Source organism: Paenibacillus shunpengii (genome assembly GCF_042684905.1).
Lineage (GTDB): Bacteria > Bacillota > Bacilli > Paenibacillales > Paenibacillaceae > Paenibacillus > Paenibacillus shunpengii.
This window is the reverse complement of record NZ_JBHUMJ010000002.1, coordinates 521,248-538,523: the sequence shown is the minus strand read 5'-3', so window position 1 is coordinate 538,523 and position 17,276 is coordinate 521,248. Positions and strand designations below refer to the sequence as shown.

The following is a 17,276-nucleotide window of genomic DNA, read 5'->3' as shown; positions in this document are numbered from 1 at the left end:
AAAACAGCAAAAGACCGGACTCCTTCGATTGTCCGGTCTTTATTACGTACGCCATTTATGCCAAATCATCGCCATATTAAGCTAATCCATCCCATAATCGAAATCCAGAGCGGAACACTGAGCAGAATGCCCCACATTAACCCTTTTAATAGCTGCGTGTTTAGTTCCAATAGCAACGACCCCTTCACTGTTTAATTAGTCGTAGTATCGGTGTTCAAAATGAGCTATATACTCTAGTTCGCTTATTTCTTCCTCTACTTTATATTACACCAATTTTTAGAAAGCGCTATCATTAATTTATTCCTATTCAACATTCCTGCTACTTATACTTCCAATTCACCCTGTGTACCTGTTATAATTTTGCTACGATGAAACGGAGGGATCATCATGGTCAAAAAAAGAAACACGCCGTCCCGACAGTCGACGAACCGTACTTCGAGCCGTGAAGAATCCGGAGCAGCGACGCTGAAGGACATGCTGAGCGATGAAGTGCTCGGCAAGCTCAAGGCGCAGGCCAAGGAAATTAAGGCAGCCGATCTGCAGCGACAGGAAGAAGCTCGCCGTCTGGCAGAAGAGAAGAAGAAGGCAGAGCAAAAAAAATTAGATAACAACTTTGAATATCTTCTTGACAACAGCAACCTCGATTGGCACAAATATAAATAAAATGACGAAGTCCCCAAGTATTGACCTGTGAAGACAGGTCCTGTACTTGGGGATTTTGCAAAATGTTGCACTCCCCCTCTTCCCTATGATTCAACCTACCTCCGACAGGGGTATTTCTACGTTAGAAAGCTTCACGAATTATAGACTATGGATTAGGGAGGAATCGTTATGCCGAATCTTCGTTTTGAGAATAAGATTGCCATTGTGACCGGGGGAGGTTCCGGCATAGGGCAAGCCGCTGCCCTTCGTTTAGCGGAGGAAGGTGCTCACGTATTCATGCTTGATCGAACCGTCGAAAGAGCAGAAGAAACCAAAAGTAGGATTGAGCAAAACGGCGGAACGGCGGAAGTCATTGAATGCGACATTGCTAAGCCCGAGATGGTGGAGAATGCGATTAACACCGTTGCAGAACGGGCAGGTCGGATTGATGTTGTCTTCGCCAACGCCGGTGTAAACGGAAAAATGGCGCCCATTGAAACGATGGAAATCGAAGATTGGGATCAAACGATGTGTATTAATATGAGAGGTACGTTCGCCACGGTAAAATACGCGATACCTCACATGAAGGAGAATGGCGGAAGCATCATTATTAACAGCTCCATCAATGGTAACCGCGTATTCTCGAATATCGGCTTCTCTGCTTATGCATCGACAAAGGCCGGTCAAGCAGCATTTATGAAAATGGCGGCTCTGGAGCTCGCCAGATATAAAATCCGGGTCAACTCCGTTCATCCAGGGGCGATCGACACAAATATTGATTCCAAGACCGAGCGCTCTGAGGATCTTGATCAGGTTCAAATTCCGGTGGAATTCCCTGAGGGAGATCAGCCGCTGGCCGGCAAGTCGGGCAAGCCTGACCAAGTCGCTTCCCTGGTCTTGTTCCTGGCTTCAGATGAAGCCTCCCACATATCCGGCACCGAAGTCTATATTGATGGAGCAGAATCCCTGCTTCGCGGATAATAAGGCAAGACGTATGAAAGAACCTCCAGACTTACTGCTATATAGCAGCAAGTCTGGAGGTTTTTAATTGCTGTAAGACTTGCAAGCTAATAGCATTTTAAACATGTTAAACCTCTCAACTACGAACCTTCAATCTTTTCTTGATCTGTGTTGCTACGAGTTCAAGCACAATGACAAAGGCCAGGATCAGATAAGTAATAAACCCGACCTCTCTTACATCATAGTAGAAGCTGCTCACCATAAACATGTCGAAGCCAATACCACCAGCCCCAGCGGCTGCACCCATGGCAACAGCAACGGCAAAATTAATCTCGAAACGCATGAAGGTCCAAGAGATCAAGTACGACATGGAGGAAGGAATAACAGCCTGGAATACGATCTTCCACCAGCCGGCTCCACTTGCCTTCAAGGCTTCGATGACCCCTTTATCCAGCTCCTCGAACGACTCCGAGAACGCCTTGACCAAGTAGCTGACGGAGTGGAATGTCATCCCGATTACAGCAGCGACGCCTCCAAGCCCTGCAGCGACCGCAAATATTAATACCCACAGCACGGTCGGAACCGCCCGAATGAAGGATACGATCGCCTTCACCACAACAGATACCGTCTTTGTGCTTAGATTTCTTGCTGCAAGCAGTGCCAGAAACAAGGCAATGACTCCGCCAAAGATCGTTGTCAGGAAGGCGAGTCCCAGCGTTATGCTGACTTGCTTCAATGCTTCCCCGAATGTAAAATGATTCATCTGCGGTTCTAGAAACATCGTTCTAATGGTCTCCCCTGTCGAGAGAACCGCATCCCAGAACTGGAGATCTTTATAATCAAACGTCAAAAATCCGTAAATGGTAAGAATGAGCAGCACAACAAGGGTTGCTGTGATGACAAAGGACGACTTGTTGAAGGGCTTCGCCTTGATTCGCTGCTCAGGCATTGAATCCGTGCCTTTTCTTAACTCATAAGAAGAATGCTCCATGATTACAGAATAACCCTCCTCACATAGTTCGATATCGTCTCAATCAACAGGATCGTTACAACGATAACCAGGACGACGAGTGAGGCAGAGCTGTAATTAAGACTTTTGTAATACAGACTGAACAAGAAGCCGATTCCTGTTCCTGTCAGAATACCGATAAGTGTTGCGTTCCGAATATTCGTCTCGACGGTAAACAGAATCCAGCTGATCATTTGCGGTATGCTGGAGGGGATCACCGATTTGAAAATGATGCATAAAAAGCTGGCCCCCGTTGCACGCAGCGCTTCAACAGAACTGTTGCTGACTTCATCTATCGATTCGATAAAAGCCCTTGTCAAGAACCCGAAGGAGCCGAAGAACAAGGCAAAATATCCGGTAAGCACACTCTGGCCAAAGGATAGAAGCAGAATCATCGACCAGGCGGCAACATCAATATTCCGAAACAAAGTGGCAACAGAGCGGCCGATGAAGCTGAGCACACCGTCACCGCCCGTTGTCTGTGATCCCATGATCGCGAAGAACAGGGCAAAGCCAGCAGCAATTGTCGTTGCCGCTATCGACACAAGCAGTGTCTCAAGCAGTGAGGCAATGATGTCAGGCAGCTTGTCCATCGCTTCAGCGTTTGGATAGAAATTGGATACTGCCCACTCCGCTGCCTTAGGCACTGAGGTGAAGCCCTTGACTACGTCATATTCAGTAATGATGATCGCGCAGATGGTAAGAACGAGAATCAAAGCACAATAGATCAGGGAGTTTCTTCTTTTTCGAGCAAAGAAATTAACCTGCATACTGACTTCCTCCGTCAGCCGACATATACTCCGTAAGCCTCGAGCCATATATAAGTTGAAGCTCTTCTGGTCCGACTCCAGCAGGCAAGCCGTCATATACGATCTCACCCTTGTTGACCCCGATGATCCGGTCCGAATATTTCAAGGCAACATCGACCTGATGAAGATTGACAAGTACCGTAATTCCCATGGAGGAACAAATACTGCGAAGGTGCTCCATAATGGTCTGGGATGCATTCGGATCAAGTGAAGCAATCGGCTCATCACATAGCAGCAGCTTCGGATCCTGGATGAGTGCACGTGCAATGCCTACTCTCTGCTTCTGCCCGCCGCTCAGCTGATCACAGCGCTTGTAGATTTGCTTCTCCAGTCCAAGCATCTGTAATATGGCATAGGCCTGTCTCTTCTCTTGCTCAGAATAAAGGCCAAGTATACCGGCAAACGTTGACTTATAGCCTAGCCTTCCATGCAGCACATTCTCAATGACGCTTAAACGCTCCACAAGATTATAATGCTGAAAAATCATGCCGATTCGGGTTCTAAGCTGCTTTAGCTCACTCTTCTTGAGACGGTTTACATTCTGTCCATCAAATACAATATCTCCGCTGCTTGAATCGATCATTCGATTAATACACCGAAGAAGCGTCGATTTCCCTGCTCCAGAAGGACCGATAATAGATACGAATTCTCCGCTGTTCACTGTAAAATTCACGTTGGTCAGTGCTTTCGTATCTTGGCCATATTGCTTGTGCACCTCATTCAGCTGAAGTAACTTCGTCATAGCCATGCAGCCTCCTAACTCTCAACTTACATTCCTTGATTATTCATTCATTACAGACCCGATAATTCTCGAATTGGATTAAACCACTCATCTTCCACAGGCAGGAATTTCTCATCCCCTGACTTCTTCTTGAACAAACCGGAAGCTTCGGAATCCACAGGCAGGAAGATCTTATCATTGTTTGTCACTTTCTCTGAAGTAAACAGCTCCTCAAGCTTGGCAATATCGTCTTCACTTACGGTATCGGTGTTCACTACAAAAGGAGAATTCAGGACTGGCGTAACCGAAATTAGTGAAAATTGCTCACCTGGAAGTGTATTGAACGGCTCGGCTGCATCGTCTTTTACGGTATATACCGCGCCCGGCTTATTCGCTTCACCTTCTGTAAGCTCCACATAATTGGACACACAGGTATCACAGAAAGCAGCTACATCTGCTTTGCCTGTAAGCAGGTTCACGGCTGAGCCCTGATGGGAGCCGCCAAACAGCACCTCTTTGAAGAATTGATCATCTCCGCCCATCAGCAAATCTTCTTCTGTCAAATCTTTATATTGTTCCTGTCCGCTGAAATACGTAATAATGCCAGAGGACGGAACTTTGAAGCCGGAGGTTGAAGAGTTGGATACAAAGGAAAACTTCTTGCCGGCAATTTCATCAATGGCGAATTGATCGCCGCTCTTATAAGCTTCTTCCTCTCCTTTTTTGACACTTAGCCAGCTGTAGTACACCGCATCCTCCAGCGTACCCGACTCTCCACTTGGAACGACTAAAGGCAGCACCTTTTCATTCTTGGTGTGAGCCTCGATATAGCCTTGAGGACCCATAAAAGCAAGATCCGCATTTCCATTCGTAATCGCCTCAATGGCGATGATATAGTCTGTAGTCGTTTGATGTTCGACTTTCTTGCCGGTTGCTTCCTCTATAATTCTACCGAACTCTTCCCTTGCATCCTTGAGATCCGCTCCGGATTCATTGGGATACCATACAAAAGTCAGCGTGTCCTTGGAATCTGCAGAAGTACCCTCTCCCCCGTTCCCGCAGCCTGCCAAGACCACGACAAGTGTCAGAATTAATACAACAGCTAACGATTTCTTCATCCTATACCCTCCCGAAATAAAATACGATTAACATACATACATATATCGATATTTTCCATCAGATTCAGATGATTAAATAACATTTCAATTCAATGTACCTTGGAAGGAGCCTTCGGTAATTCGGTACTCCCTGGTGCAGAGGCTGTCCATAAATTCCAGGTCGTGAAAAATGCCCAGCATGGTCGTCCCCTCCTGCATCAGCTGCTCAATCAGCATCTTCACTCTGAGCTTCGAGGCTTCATCGAGACTTGCCGTCGGCTCATCCAGCAGCAGAAGCCGGGGACGCTTCACCATTGCTCTAGCAATGTTCAGCCTGAGCTTCTCACCTCCGGAGAAGGTTGCTGGGTAGCTGTTCCAGAGCTCCTCATCCAGCTCGAAGTGAGTCAGCATCTTCACTGCTTCGACTTCCGCATAGTCCGAGTCATGTCCCATCTCAAGCACCGCCTCACGTACCAGCTGCTTCGCAGAGGTTCTGGGCATCACGTTCAGAAATTGAGACACATAGCCGATCTCAGATCGGCGAAGCTGGCTGATCATTCTCTCCGGCACCGCAGCCAGGTTGATCCTGCCAAATTGTGCTGAATCATACCAGATCTCCCCTTCCCCAGGCAGATAGGTTCTGTATATGCATCTCAGAATCGTCGACTTCCCGCTTCCACTCTTTCCCGTTATACCAACGAACTCTCCTTCCTTCACATGAAGATTGATATGATGAAGTGCATCAATCTGCTGATTCATGTGATGCAGTGTAAAGGATTTTGACAGTCCTTCAATGGACAGCAGGTGTTGTGTCATCCCTTCCTCCTCCTATTTCCCTATATTAATCGCTCCTATGAACCTAAATCCGATAATTCGTTTGCTGAATAAGCTTACCGTCGACCATCACGGTCGTAATCACCGGAAATTGATCCGGCTCAAGACGCTCGATAATTAGCAGATCTGCTTTTTTACCAATCTTAATGGAGCCGACTTCCTCATCAATTTGAACAGCTCTTGCAGGATTCAGGCTGACCAGCTTAAACATCTCCACGAGATCTGTGTCCAGCTCACTCGCCAATTGAAAGACCGCATGCAGCATGGAAGCCGGATAATAATCGCTGCACAGAACATCGATGACGCCCTCATTAACAGCCTGCTGAGCAGACAAATTGCCGCTGTGCGATCCGCCCAATATGACATTAGGCGCACCTGCGATGGTGTACATCCCTCTGTTCTTGGCTTCACGTGCAATTTCTAGCGTAATCGGAAATTCACTGATGGTTGCTCCGAAGCTCTGTACCAGCTCCAGCTTGTCCAGCGAGTCGTCGTCATGGGATGCAATGGCAATGCCTCGCGAGGCCGCTAGTTCTGCAATCTCTCTGATGCTCTCTGCCGTCAATTTCTCCTTCGTCTGATGGTTAGCAATCAGCACGCTCAGTCCTTCGTCCGTCACATCATCGTAGCCGCGAATCGTTTTCTTATAGACCTCCAGGTCCCTGTATTGTCCTTGTCCAGGGGTATGATCCATGAATGAGACCAGATGTACTTTATCCTCTTTAATGTAGGTTTTCAGATTATCTACCTGGCTGAGATTATCGATCTCGAAGCGAGCATGGAAGCGATGGCGAATCAAATGCTTCTCATAGTGTGTCTGATTAATCAGCTCGAGCAGCTTGCGCACATTCTCGGGCTCTCGAATGGGTCGGTACTTGTAATCAGCTGATTTGAAGATGGATAATGAATGATACATCGTCGTGATGCCGTGCGAGATCAGCTCCTTCTCTGTTTCCCTCAGACTCAGGCCAAAATGAATAAGCGACGTGGGCCGAGGAGCCGTCATGTGCTCAATATAATCGGAATGAATATCAATCATGCCCGGCGTGACATAACCGCCTTTCGCATCTATAATCTCCGCATCGGATCGGTGTACTTCCTCCCCTGCAGGAACCAATCCTGCAATCCGCCCATGTTCTATCAGAAGGTCATAGCCCTCGAGAAGAGCCTCCTCTGTCACAATAATTCCACCTGTAATCACATACATAGGAACGACTCCCTTCCCCATTTTCATTACGATCCTTCAATTCTTACGATCATCCTTGCATTCCTTACAATAACGAGTGAACGAGCTGCTGTGTGTACGCATGCTGAGGATCTTCCAGAATTTGATCCGTTAAGCCCTGTTCAATAATCTGTCCGTCCAGCATGACCAGGGTGCGGTCGGCCAGCATGCGAATGACTCCCAGATCATGGGATACCAGCAGAATGCTGATATTCAGCTCTCTCTGCAAATGCTTGATCAGATCAAGCACACTCGCCTGCACGGACAAATCAAGCCCTGTCGTCACTTCATCGAGCAGAAGAATCGGCGGATTGTTAGATAATGCCTTCGCAATCTGAACTCTCTGCTGCATTCCGCCAGAGAAGTTCTCTGGTGCTTCCTTCATACGATACACAGGAATATGAACCTTCGTGAGCAGCTCACTCCCGCGTTCCTCCATCGTACGCACATGGCGGCTTCCTGCTGCGATCATCTTCTCTGCAATATTGCCGATGGAAGAGAACCGAAGCCGCAGACCGAGCACCGGATTCTGGTATACCTTGCCCATCAGCTGATTGCGGATGTATCTTTTTTGCTGAGAAGACTCCTCGAACAGATTGAATGAACCGTCCTTGTACACGCTAAGTATGGCTTCCCCGCTGGTGACCTCCTGATCAAAATACAGGCATTTCATCAGTGTGGATTTACCGCTGCCGCTCTCTCCAACGATCCCCAGCACTTCCCCTGGATACAGATCAAAGCTGATGTCCCGGCAGGAATACACGGTCCCGCAAACCGGACAATAGTTACGGTCGAGCTGTCTGTCTGCCGAATTACTGCATCTCGTGCAGCCCGTACCAAATTGCTTATTCAATTCTCGTATTTTCAAAATAGGCTCATCTGCAGCATGCATCGCCCTCTCCCCCCTCTTCATCAGCGTCTTTCCTCTATATAAGCACTCTGCTCATTTTTTCTAGCCAGGCAGTAGCTGGTATCATTACATTGATAATATGTCGTCTCTGTATCTGCATCGTACAGCTCATCCATAAACACATGCTCAGCTCCGCACTGAACACATTGGACGCCAATGAAGCTCTCCGGTGCAAACGGTACATCCTCGAAATCCAGTGACTTCACTGTGGTGTAAGGCGGTACAGCGTAGATCTTCTTCTCCCTGCCGGCACCGAGAAGAATAAGCGCCTTAGAGCTGTCCAGCTTCGGATTATCAAATTTGGGGATCGGGCTTGGCGCCATAACATAGCGATCCTGCACCATAACCGGATGGTCGGCACCGGTTGATATACCTCCATACTTCACAATCTGCTCGAACAACATCAGCCAGGCTCCGCTGTACTCCTTCTCCCCATGAAGCCGTTTCGTCTGCAGCTCGCTGGACTCGTAAGCACGAAGTGGTTCAGGCATAGGGACCTGAAGTATTAATATTTGTCCTTCCTGAAGCGGCACCTCTGGTACCCGGTGGCGGGATTGAATCAGTGTCGCTTCTTCCGTATCGTCAACGGTCTGTATGCCGGTCGTCTTCTGAATCAGCTTCTTGATGCTGACCGCATTAACCGATTCATCCGAGCCTTGGTCAATCACTTTAAGCTTGTCAGCTTGACCGATAAGCGACAGTGTGAGCTGTAATCCTCCAGTCCCCCAACCCCGTCCGATAGGCATTTCTCTTGAAGCAAATGGAACCTGATACCCCGGAATGGCGATCGCCTTCAAGGTCGCCCGGCGAATTTCCCGTTTCGATCCTTCATCCAGAAAAGCGAAATTATAGGCATTATGCATATTGATTCTCCTCTGCGGCGCTGGATTCAGCTGCCTTTCTGATCTTGCGCACATCATTCAGTTTGGATTGGAATGTGACGTAATGCGGCATTTTCAAATGAGAGATAAATCCGGTCGATTCCACCGAATCGATATGATAGAGCACAAACTCTTCATTCTGTGTTGGAATGGTCTTGTCACCAGCCTCCAGGCTCTTGTCCAGAATACTCATTGCAATAGCCTTCGTCTCATTCTGGCCGTAGCATAATCCGTAACCGAAGTCGAACTCCAGCTCCTTCTTCCCATGCTCCTTATCTACCGTGCTTGGAACAAGCATCTCCACCTCTGTAACCTGGATGTCTCCAATGTAATAAGCATCCTCCTCGTCTTCATCACCCTCAAAAGGACTGTTTACATAAACAGGGAGATGCCCTACCCGCAGCTCGCCCACGGTGGGATGCACCATGCCATAACCTCGAATAACTGCATAAGCTAGGGAGGTTACCGCACCCGTCTGTCCACGGGACAAGATCTGCAGCTTCTCACTGCGGCTGGCCGGAAAAGCCAGGCTCGTCCGTGTCACATCATCCGGCTCGGTATGATCTGGCGGACATTCTGGAATCAGACCTTCCCGGCGAAGGTAATCAAGCACTTTGGGAAGCTGACCATCCTCAATGTCTTCAAAGGTATTCACAGCATTTGTCTCTGGATGTGCACCTGCCTCTGTTTCCGTTTGCTTAGAAAATGCAGCAAGCCATTCTCGAATGTCGGTGTCTGTCTCTTCCCGCAATTCGAAATCGAGCAGCCGGTGGGAGTAATCCGTCGTCGCTCCAAGGATCTGCCCGCCTGGAATGTCCTTAAATGATGCCGATATTCTGCGCTCTACCCGCATTTGATCGGATGTGACCACCTGGGAGTAGGCTTTGCGCGGCAGAGTGGAGCGGTAGGCTCTTAGCAGAAATACTGCCTCCTCGGGATTCCCCTCTGCCTGCTTAATGGCAAGTGCCGCGAGGGATTCACTATACATACTGCTCTCAGACATCACTTGATCGATGAGACCCCGCATTCCGGCCTCAATGTGTGAGGTGGACAGCGTCTGTCCTCGCTTCACCCGTTCGTATTGAAGACGCCGAAGCGATTCCTCAATCGCCTTCGTGCCCCCTTTGACCGCAACGTATCCCATTTAATGCACCTCCTTCTCCATTTGAGTCGTTCTTGGTAAAGCCAATACTCGATGAGAACCATCGGCGAATATCATATCGACACCGAGTGGAAATTCTGCATTCCGCTCCGCACGAACCGCCTCCCAGTCGCCTGTGGTTTGCATTTCGCACATCGTACATTGATCGATTCCAGGCCCTCGAAGTAAGCGGCGCTCTCCTCCAACGACGTTAGGCAGCTCTGCGATCAGTGTTGCCGACAGGTGCGGATCGTTCATCTCTCCCATTCTGGCGAGCTTCAGTGCTTCAGACAGGCTGCCGGGGACCGCGGTATGTGTAACGAATATATAATCTGCTTCATGCACCTCTGCTCGTTTGGCATAAGTCAGACGGCTGATGTGCTGTGTCAGCTCGTCCTCGTTGTCCCCAATGACCTTAAAGGTCACTTCTGTATCCAGAAGCATTCTCGCGAGCACCAAGGTGACACCATAGCAGTCTGCTCTATGATCCAGCTTACGGGCAGCATCAGACAGATCCTGTATGGTTCCCGGTCTCGATAATGCATCTACTACTCTTCGATAAGCCTGCTGTATGTCATGAACTTGATTCAGCATATCTGCTCCCCCTTAATCCTGATCCATCGTGTCAAAATCAACCTTTGTAACGAGCAGCTTCCGGCGCTTCTCGGCCCGCTCTTCGACCAGCATTTGCTGCTCCTTCTGCAGAAGAGCTTCCCAATGCGCTGTTTCTTCCAGCTCTGCCGAATAGGCTGCATCGATCACTGCAAGATGATATGCTGCTTCGCTCTCCTCGCCTCTGACAAGACCGATACCGATGGATTCGCCTACCTTGACCTTGCATTCCGTTACAAGCACTTCACCCAGGTAAAAAAGACTTTGCTTCGCTGTCTCCCGTACCTTCACCATTACAAGTCCCGGATTCGGTTCTTCAATGATGCTTGTCCCATATTTGTTCACAATTTCATCCGCCAATGACTTCATTAATGCAGGCGGTCTGCTGATGAGTATCTCTGTCCTCTGCTTCCTTTTCATAATGAGCCTCCAATCTCGTCGAGCCGGCAATGGCTGAATTAGATGACATAAGTAAATGAATCTCCCCTGTACATAATTTTGCTGACTTCCAGCGTTTGTCCCGATTCCTTGTCTACGCAAGCCGATTCCAGCACCAGCAAAGGGATCAAGCTGGAGCATTCCAGCAGTTCCCGCTCAAGCTTGTTCGGATAAGTTAGCCGTAATTGTGTCTGACGGGATTGAAACACGCTATATCCTTTGCTCTGGTAGTATTGAAACATCGAGCCAAGCTCTCTGCCGACACGCCCGATATCAGGAAACCGGGTCTCTGACACGTATGAGCTGTGCAAGGCGAGGGGCTGACCCTCTATCAATCTGAGCCGGTCTATTCGATACACATTTTCATGCTCCGAGGCTTGAAGCATTTCATATATTTTGTGATTGAACTCTACTTTTTCGCACAAAATATTTCTTGATTGATAGTCGAAGCCCATCTCAATCATTTTCTGGCTGAAGCTTTTATCCGAGTTAAGTACCAGTGGAATCTGCTGATGCCTGTCCCTGACAAAGCTGCCTTTGCCCTGTATAGAGTAGATATATTCCAGCTCCTGCAGTCTCTGATAGGCCTTGCGGGCCGTGATACGGGGAACCTTCATCCTGTCCGCAATCTCATTCTCGGATGGCAGCTTATCATGCGGCTCATACCTTCCCGATTGAATGCTTGAAACGAAATAATCCATAATTTCCATCTCATCCGACATTCCGGCATTCCCTCCTGTTATCGTATAATCAGATCAGGCCCTGAGTTGTGAAGATTCCTTTTGCTGGCCTTGATTGCCGCTACTGTATCCATCCCTGGACTTTTGCTGCCGAGGCGCACTTCCTTCTCACCATAAAAGCCATGAAAATCAGATCCGCCAGACATAAATAGTCCGTGCTCTTCAGCGAGCTGTGTGACTCGCTTCTCGTCTTCCGGTCCATGCAGCGGATGCAGTCTCTCTATCCCCTGCAGGCCATAAGACACGAGCTCAGGAACGATATCGTAGCTGTCGTACTGACCCGGATGAGCTAATACCGGAACGCCTCCCGCCTGCAAAATCGTGTTTACCGCGTCCTGCGCACTCGCATATTCCATCGGCATGTAGGCAATGCCTGGAGCTTCTCCATTGCTTCCACGGGAGAACAACGTTTTATACAGCCCGCCATAGATCGAGTCTGTATAGCCTGCATCAATCAGCGCATGCATAATATGCTGCTTATAGACACCGGTTCCGCCTGCTGCATACTCCAGCACCTGTTCCCAAGTAATGCGATATCCGTTAGCTGCGAGAACATTGACTGCCCGTCTGCAGCCCTCATGTCTCCGCTCGATCAGCGGCTGGCACAGCTCGGCGATGCCCTCGTCAGCCGGTTGTACCATATAGCCCAATATGTGAACCCGACGATGTCTTGTATAATCGTAGGCCGATATTTCAATTCCGGGTATGACTTCTATCCCTTTCTCAGTGCCTCGGAGGATCATTTCACTGAGACCTGAAGTTGTGTCATGATTCGTTATTGCTAGACAAGTGACATGCTCTTGCTCAGCCAGCTCAAGTACTTCCTCGAAAGTGCAGGAGCCATCCGAAATCCGGGTGTGACAGTGCAATTCCACCTTCATTTAGCGAACCTCCATTGGTTAAGGATCTCTCTTTACGGACCTAGTCTAACTTGATGCCAAGTGCACATGGTCATAGCAGTGTAAACTTCAGGTTAAGTTTTGTTAGATTTGTTGCTTTTCAAGTGAGAAAAACCCTGCTGATTTGATTGAAATCAGCAGGGTTTTCCTTGAGTTACATTGTTTTCCTGTTTTATTAGAGCGATACATGATCCTTGCTTACCGCCTTGCTTGCGGCTCGTGATGGAAGATAGAAGAAGACGATATACATCATGGTGAATAACACGAATGCGACCCATTCTTCGACAAGAATATAGTAGGGATAGGGTCCGAGCATATCTAATATAGAAGGTGACTCCGGCTTGTGGGACAGGAACATATAATTTGCCCCGAATACTTGATTGAAGCACCACACGATGCCAGCAATGAGATTAAGCAGCAGCATGGAGAGCGGAACCGAGGTTATTGTCAGCCTGACCTGCTCAATCCAGGTCATATATAACGCGGCAGCGATAATAGAACCATGCGCGATGAAGAATTGTATAAATCGAAAATGAGGAAATGTATATACCAAATCAGGCGTTATCAGTGCAGCCAGCGCACCGCAGATTCCAGCATAGAACACAATTATGTACAGAACGCGATTTCGGGTCACCAGCATAACACATGATAGAAGAAGCGTAATACTGCATAGCTCCAGCGGCAGCGTGTAAGCCGGATCCCATAGATCATAGATCTGATACCACGCTTCAAGCATGAGCTGCGATAGAAGCAGCAATGCCAGTAATATGTAGCGCAGTGTTTTTCTAGCCGATTCGGAGTTCCTCAGCTTCTGTCGATACATAAACATCGCGAGCAGAAGAACAATAAGGACAGCCACTGCTCCTGCATGAGCAAGAGACATAAATTCAAACCTCGGTGCATTATAAGGATTGAAGATGGATAGGTCAGCAAAAATGGTATGCACGGATCTCTCCTCTTCCTTTCGAGAATAAAGTTTATTCGATCATAATGGATCTCTATGAGGATGAACAGCCATCATATAGAAGAAACTCATCAAATTTAACATAAAAAAGACAGTTGACAGATCATCAGTTTAACTATAAACTGATGATAATAAGTTTAGTGCTAAACTCAATATTTATTGAAAGAGGGACTCCGAATGAATGAAGCAAACTTCACTCCTCCCCACTTGTCTAAACCGGAAGAACGGCTCGGTCTGCTGCTATGGTTCCGGCTGTCCCGCATCTATAACCATAACATCCGGGAAAATAATCAGCATTTAAAGGCCTGGAATTTATCAACAGCTCAATTCGACGTCCTCGTTCAGGTGGGCACCGAAGAGCGGATGTCACAGCAGGAGCTGGCGAACAAGCTGCTTGTTACCAAGGGTAATATTACTCAGCTATTGAGTAAAATGGAGGATCTAGGACTGATCCAGCGGGAAACAGACTGGAAGACCAAATATGTATCCCTTACCGATCAAGGCAGAGCATTATATGACGAGGTTGTACCAGCACAAGAGCAATTCCAAGCATCCCAATTCAGCAAACTAAGCAAAGACGAGCGCAAGGAGCTGCTTAAGCTGCTCAAGAAGCTGCAAGACTAACTGCCAATCCAGGCGGATTTTTTATAAAACTACGATATAAATTATAGGGAGGTTGACTTATTATGACGGAACTCGCTGCAATCAAAGGAATCCATCACGTATCTGCACTTACAGCCAAAGCACCAGAAAACTTTGAATTTTACACCAAGACCCTGGGCCTTCGTCTCATCAAAAAAACGGTAAATCAAGACGACAACTCAATGTACCATCTCTTCTATGGTGATGAAAAAGGAAATCCCGGTACCGAGCTGACCTTCTTCGAAATGCCAAATGCAGGACAGACCCGGACAGGGACAAATAGTATTTCGGCAACCTCGCTCCGTGTACCCAGCGATGCCTCCCTTACGTATTGGAAGCAGCGCTTTGAGGAGCTCGAGGTCGATCATGATGAGATCGTGGAACGTGCAGGACGCAAGACGCTGGCATTTCGTGATTTTGAACAACAGCGCCTCATTCTTGTCTCCGATGAGCATAATGAAGGGGTCGCCGGCGGAGTACCTTGGGAGAAGAGTATCATTCCTCAGGAGCACGCCATTGTAGGACTCGGACCGGTACAGCTGACAGTGGAACAAGGCGAGCATACTGCAGCTGTGCTGATCGAGGTGCTGGGTTTCCGTCACAAAGGCAGCTATCCTTCTTCTGTTCCTAGTCAGCCGGATATTGAAGTGTACGAGGTTGGTGAAGGCGGCAGCGGCACGGAAATTCATGTTGAAGAAAGAACCGATCTGCCGGTTGAACGCCCCGGACGCGGAAGTGTACACCATGTAGCACTGCGTGTAGAGAATGAAGAGCAATTGAAGGCGTGGATCCCTCGCATCAACAGCTATGGCTTTCCAAATTCCGGATTTGTGGATCGATTCTATTTCAGATCCCTGTACTTCCGTGAAGGGAACCGTATCCTGTTCGAGCTGGCTACGGACGGCCCGGGCTTTGATACGGATGAGGACCTTCTTCATCTGGGAGAATCTCTGGCCCTTCCGCCTTTCCTTGAAGAAAGACGCAGTGTGATTGAGAAAATGCTGAAACCGCTGGATACTAAACAATCTTAAAGCCAATAAACCACGGCACAGTAACCATAGATACATATGGTTACTGTGCCTTTTTATGTATCATACTGTCTCTCCTCTGTAGACATCTTATTTTCATCGAGTAAACACCTGTTCCTGTCCAATTCACTGTTCACTGCATATACTAATTTGGAACAAAGTGGACCCTATCTGCTTTTTCGTGAAAATCTTGGATACTTTGAGGTATACTAGTAGTGCTTGTTCGCAATCCAGCTATGTGCACCCGGCAAGCACATCATAACCGTTTCCTATTGGAGGGAATAAAAGTGTCAGGATTAATTAGAACTGAAAAAGATTTTATCGGCGAAAAAGCCATCCCCGAAAATGCCTACTATGGTATCCAAACGATGCGCGCCGTCGAGAATTTCCCGATCACAGGAGTTCCTATTGAAAAGGAATTGATCACTGCATTAGCTGCCGTCAAAAAAGCCGCCGCTGCGGCCAACATGGATTTAAAAATGCTTCCTCAGCCGATCGGCAGTGCCATCATTACCGCTGCTGAAGAAGTCATGCAAGGCCAGCACCTTGATCATTTCATCGTCGACTCCATTCAAGGCGGTGCCGGCACCTCGATCAATATGAATATGAATGAAGTTCTCGCAAATCGCGGCCTCGAGCTGCTTAATCAGAATAAAGGCGACTACTTCCATTGCAATCCTAACAATCATGTAAATATGTCGCAATCGACCAATGATGCCATTCCAACCGCTCTCCGTATTGCAGCTTATCGCCTAAGTGAGCATCTGCTGGGTACGATGAAGGAGCTCGCAGAGGGTTTTAAACGCAAGGAGAAGGAATTTGATGACGTCGTTAAAGTCGGTCGAACCCATCTTCAGGATGCCGTTCCAATTAAGCTCGGACAAGAATTTGGCGCTTATGCGAGAGTACTCACTCGTGATATCGAACGGCTGGATCATGCAACCAAACGTCTTCTCTCTATCAATCTTGGAGCGACTGCTGTTGGTACAGGACTAAACGCCAAAGTTGAATATATCGAAAAGGTCACCAGTCATCTGGCACAAATCACCGGACTCCCCCTTTATACGGCAGAGGATTTGGTGGATGCTACCCAAAATACAGACAGTTACCTTGAACTCTCGGCAGCACTCAAGGTCTGTGCCGTGAACATGTCCAAGATCTGCAATGATATTCGTATGATGGCTTCAGGACCAAGAGCGGGATTCTCCGAGCTGCTCCTGCCGCCAAGACAACCAGGTTCCTCTATTATGCCAGGCAAGGTGAACCCGGTCATGGCCGAAGTGATGAACCAGATCTCGTTCCAGATCATCGGTAACGATCATACCATTGCGCTGGCCTGTGAAGCAGGTCAATTCGAGCTGAATGTCATGGGACCGGTCATCGCCTTTAATCTGCTTCAATCTCTGAAAATCATGAATAATGGCATGAGTGCCTTCCATGACTTCCTGGTGAAGGATTTAGAGGCAAATCGTAAACGGATCAAAGAAGTGCTCGATCAAAGCTTCAGCATGATTACTGCACTCAATCCACATCTCGGATATGATGTAGCGGCCGGTGTCATTAAGGAAGCTCTGCGTACAGGCTCCACCATTACCGCGATTATTCTGGAACGCGGACTGCTGACCTTGGAGGAGCTGGATGAAATTCTTCATCCTGAACAAATGACGACACCCGGCATTGCCGGAGAACGTTTCCTGCATATGAATTAATTCAAGTCGAACAAG

At 48.0% G+C, this 17,276-nt stretch carries 19 protein-coding genes; 5 read left to right on the top strand and 14 right to left on the bottom strand.

What is annotated here, in order from left to right; translation table 11 throughout:
* Positions 1 to 387 precede the first annotated feature (387 nt).
* Together ACFSVM_RS02325 and ACFSVM_RS02320 are read left to right on the top strand one after the other, a co-directional pair.
* On the top strand, positions 388 to 663 hold the full coding sequence (locus ACFSVM_RS02325; RefSeq protein ID WP_076312094.1) for a YqkE family protein: 276 nt from the start codon (positions 388 to 390) through the stop codon (positions 661 to 663).
* A gap of 168 nt (positions 664 to 831) precedes the next feature.
* Positions 832 to 1,623 carry an SDR family oxidoreductase gene (locus tag ACFSVM_RS02320; RefSeq protein ID WP_090726212.1) on the top strand — a complete coding sequence of 264 codons (792 nt, stop codon included), beginning with the start codon at positions 832 to 834 and terminating at the stop codon, positions 1,621 to 1,623.
* 115 nt (positions 1,624 to 1,738) lie between these two features.
* Here ACFSVM_RS02320 and ACFSVM_RS02315 read toward each other — a convergent pair whose 3' ends face one another.
* The 14 genes from ACFSVM_RS02315 to ACFSVM_RS02250 all read right to left on the bottom strand — a co-directional run bounded on the left by ACFSVM_RS02315 (position 1,739) and on the right by ACFSVM_RS02250 (position 13,864).
* A complete protein-coding gene (locus ACFSVM_RS02315) occupies positions 1,739 to 2,593 on the bottom strand; it encodes a PhnE/PtxC family ABC transporter permease (RefSeq protein ID WP_379260179.1) in 855 nt (284 codons plus the stop codon).
* 2 nt (positions 2,594 to 2,595) lie between these two features.
* Positions 2,596 to 3,381 (bottom strand): PhnE/PtxC family ABC transporter permease, encoded by a 786-nt coding sequence (locus ACFSVM_RS02310; RefSeq protein ID WP_076312097.1) that lies wholly within the window; start codon positions 3,379 to 3,381, stop codon positions 2,596 to 2,598.
* Positions 3,371 to 4,162, bottom strand: coding sequence for a phosphonate ABC transporter ATP-binding protein (gene phnC, locus ACFSVM_RS02305; RefSeq protein WP_076312098.1), 792 nt, complete (start codon positions 4,160 to 4,162; stop codon positions 3,371 to 3,373). The genes ACFSVM_RS02310 and phnC overlap by 11 nt, the downstream gene beginning before the upstream one ends.
* 50 nt (positions 4,163 to 4,212) lie before the next feature.
* A complete protein-coding gene (phnD, locus tag ACFSVM_RS02300; protein ID WP_379260176.1) occupies positions 4,213 to 5,259 on the bottom strand; it encodes a phosphate/phosphite/phosphonate ABC transporter substrate-binding protein in 1,047 nt (348 codons plus the stop codon).
* An 84-nt stretch (positions 5,260 to 5,343) separates the two neighbouring features.
* Positions 5,344 to 6,054 carry a phosphonate C-P lyase system protein PhnL gene (locus ACFSVM_RS02295; RefSeq protein ID WP_379260174.1) on the bottom strand — a complete coding sequence of 237 codons (711 nt, stop codon included), beginning with the start codon at positions 6,052 to 6,054 and terminating at the stop codon, positions 5,344 to 5,346.
* A gap of 43 nt (positions 6,055 to 6,097) precedes the next feature.
* Positions 6,098 to 7,279: a phosphonate metabolism protein PhnM gene (gene phnM / locus ACFSVM_RS02290; protein ID WP_379262851.1), complete on the bottom strand. Its 1,182-nt coding sequence runs from the start codon at positions 7,277 to 7,279 to the stop codon at positions 6,098 to 6,100.
* Between the two features lie 64 nt (positions 7,280 to 7,343).
* The gene (locus tag ACFSVM_RS02285; RefSeq protein WP_076312102.1) at positions 7,344 to 8,189 is read right to left on the bottom strand and encodes an ATP-binding cassette domain-containing protein; all 846 of its coding nucleotides are present in this window, start codon (positions 8,187 to 8,189) and stop codon (positions 7,344 to 7,346) included.
* Between the two features lie 20 nt (positions 8,190 to 8,209).
* Entirely contained in the window at positions 8,210 to 9,070 is an 861-nt protein-coding gene (locus ACFSVM_RS02280; protein ID WP_076312103.1) for an alpha-D-ribose 1-methylphosphonate 5-phosphate C-P-lyase PhnJ, read from the bottom strand.
* Positions 9,063 to 10,232 carry a carbon-phosphorus lyase complex subunit PhnI gene (locus tag ACFSVM_RS02275; protein WP_379260171.1) on the bottom strand — a complete coding sequence of 390 codons (1,170 nt, stop codon included), beginning with the start codon at positions 10,230 to 10,232 and terminating at the stop codon, positions 9,063 to 9,065. Before ACFSVM_RS02275 ends, ACFSVM_RS02280 begins: the two co-directional genes overlap by 8 nt.
* Positions 10,233 to 10,823 carry a phosphonate C-P lyase system protein PhnH gene (phnH, locus tag ACFSVM_RS02270; protein ID WP_379260169.1) on the bottom strand — a complete coding sequence of 197 codons (591 nt, stop codon included), beginning with the start codon at positions 10,821 to 10,823 and terminating at the stop codon, positions 10,233 to 10,235. It lies immediately after the preceding gene.
* 12 nt (positions 10,824 to 10,835) lie between these two features.
* Entirely contained in the window at positions 10,836 to 11,261 is a 426-nt protein-coding gene (gene phnG, locus ACFSVM_RS02265) for a phosphonate C-P lyase system protein PhnG (protein ID WP_076312106.1), read from the bottom strand.
* Between the two features lie 38 nt (positions 11,262 to 11,299).
* Positions 11,300 to 12,001, bottom strand: a complete 702-nt coding sequence (locus ACFSVM_RS02260; RefSeq protein WP_379260166.1) for a GntR family transcriptional regulator — start codon at positions 11,999 to 12,001, stop codon at positions 11,300 to 11,302.
* Positions 12,002 to 12,018: 17 nt separating this feature from the next.
* Positions 12,019 to 12,900 carry a PHP domain-containing protein gene (locus ACFSVM_RS02255; protein ID WP_076312108.1) on the bottom strand — a complete coding sequence of 294 codons (882 nt, stop codon included), beginning with the start codon at positions 12,898 to 12,900 and terminating at the stop codon, positions 12,019 to 12,021.
* Positions 12,901 to 13,093: 193 nt separating this feature from the next.
* The gene (locus ACFSVM_RS02250) at positions 13,094 to 13,864 is read right to left on the bottom strand and encodes a YwaF family protein (RefSeq protein WP_379260164.1); all 771 of its coding nucleotides are present in this window, start codon (positions 13,862 to 13,864) and stop codon (positions 13,094 to 13,096) included.
* 195 nt (positions 13,865 to 14,059) lie between these two features.
* On the opposite strand from ACFSVM_RS02250, the gene ACFSVM_RS02245 reads away from it, so the two are divergent.
* The 3 genes from ACFSVM_RS02245 to ACFSVM_RS02235 all read left to right on the top strand — a co-directional run bounded on the left by ACFSVM_RS02245 (position 14,060) and on the right by ACFSVM_RS02235 (position 17,261).
* Complete coding sequence (locus tag ACFSVM_RS02245) at positions 14,060 to 14,506, top strand: MarR family winged helix-turn-helix transcriptional regulator (protein ID WP_076312109.1); 447 nt, start codon at positions 14,060 to 14,062, stop codon at positions 14,504 to 14,506.
* Between the two features lie 62 nt (positions 14,507 to 14,568).
* A complete protein-coding gene (locus ACFSVM_RS02240; RefSeq protein WP_076312110.1) occupies positions 14,569 to 15,555 on the top strand; it encodes a ring-cleaving dioxygenase in 987 nt (328 codons plus the stop codon).
* A gap of 278 nt (positions 15,556 to 15,833) precedes the next feature.
* Positions 15,834 to 17,261, top strand: a complete 1,428-nt coding sequence (locus ACFSVM_RS02235) for an aspartate ammonia-lyase (protein ID WP_379262849.1) — start codon at positions 15,834 to 15,836, stop codon at positions 17,259 to 17,261.
* Positions 17,262 to 17,276 lie beyond the last annotated feature (15 nt).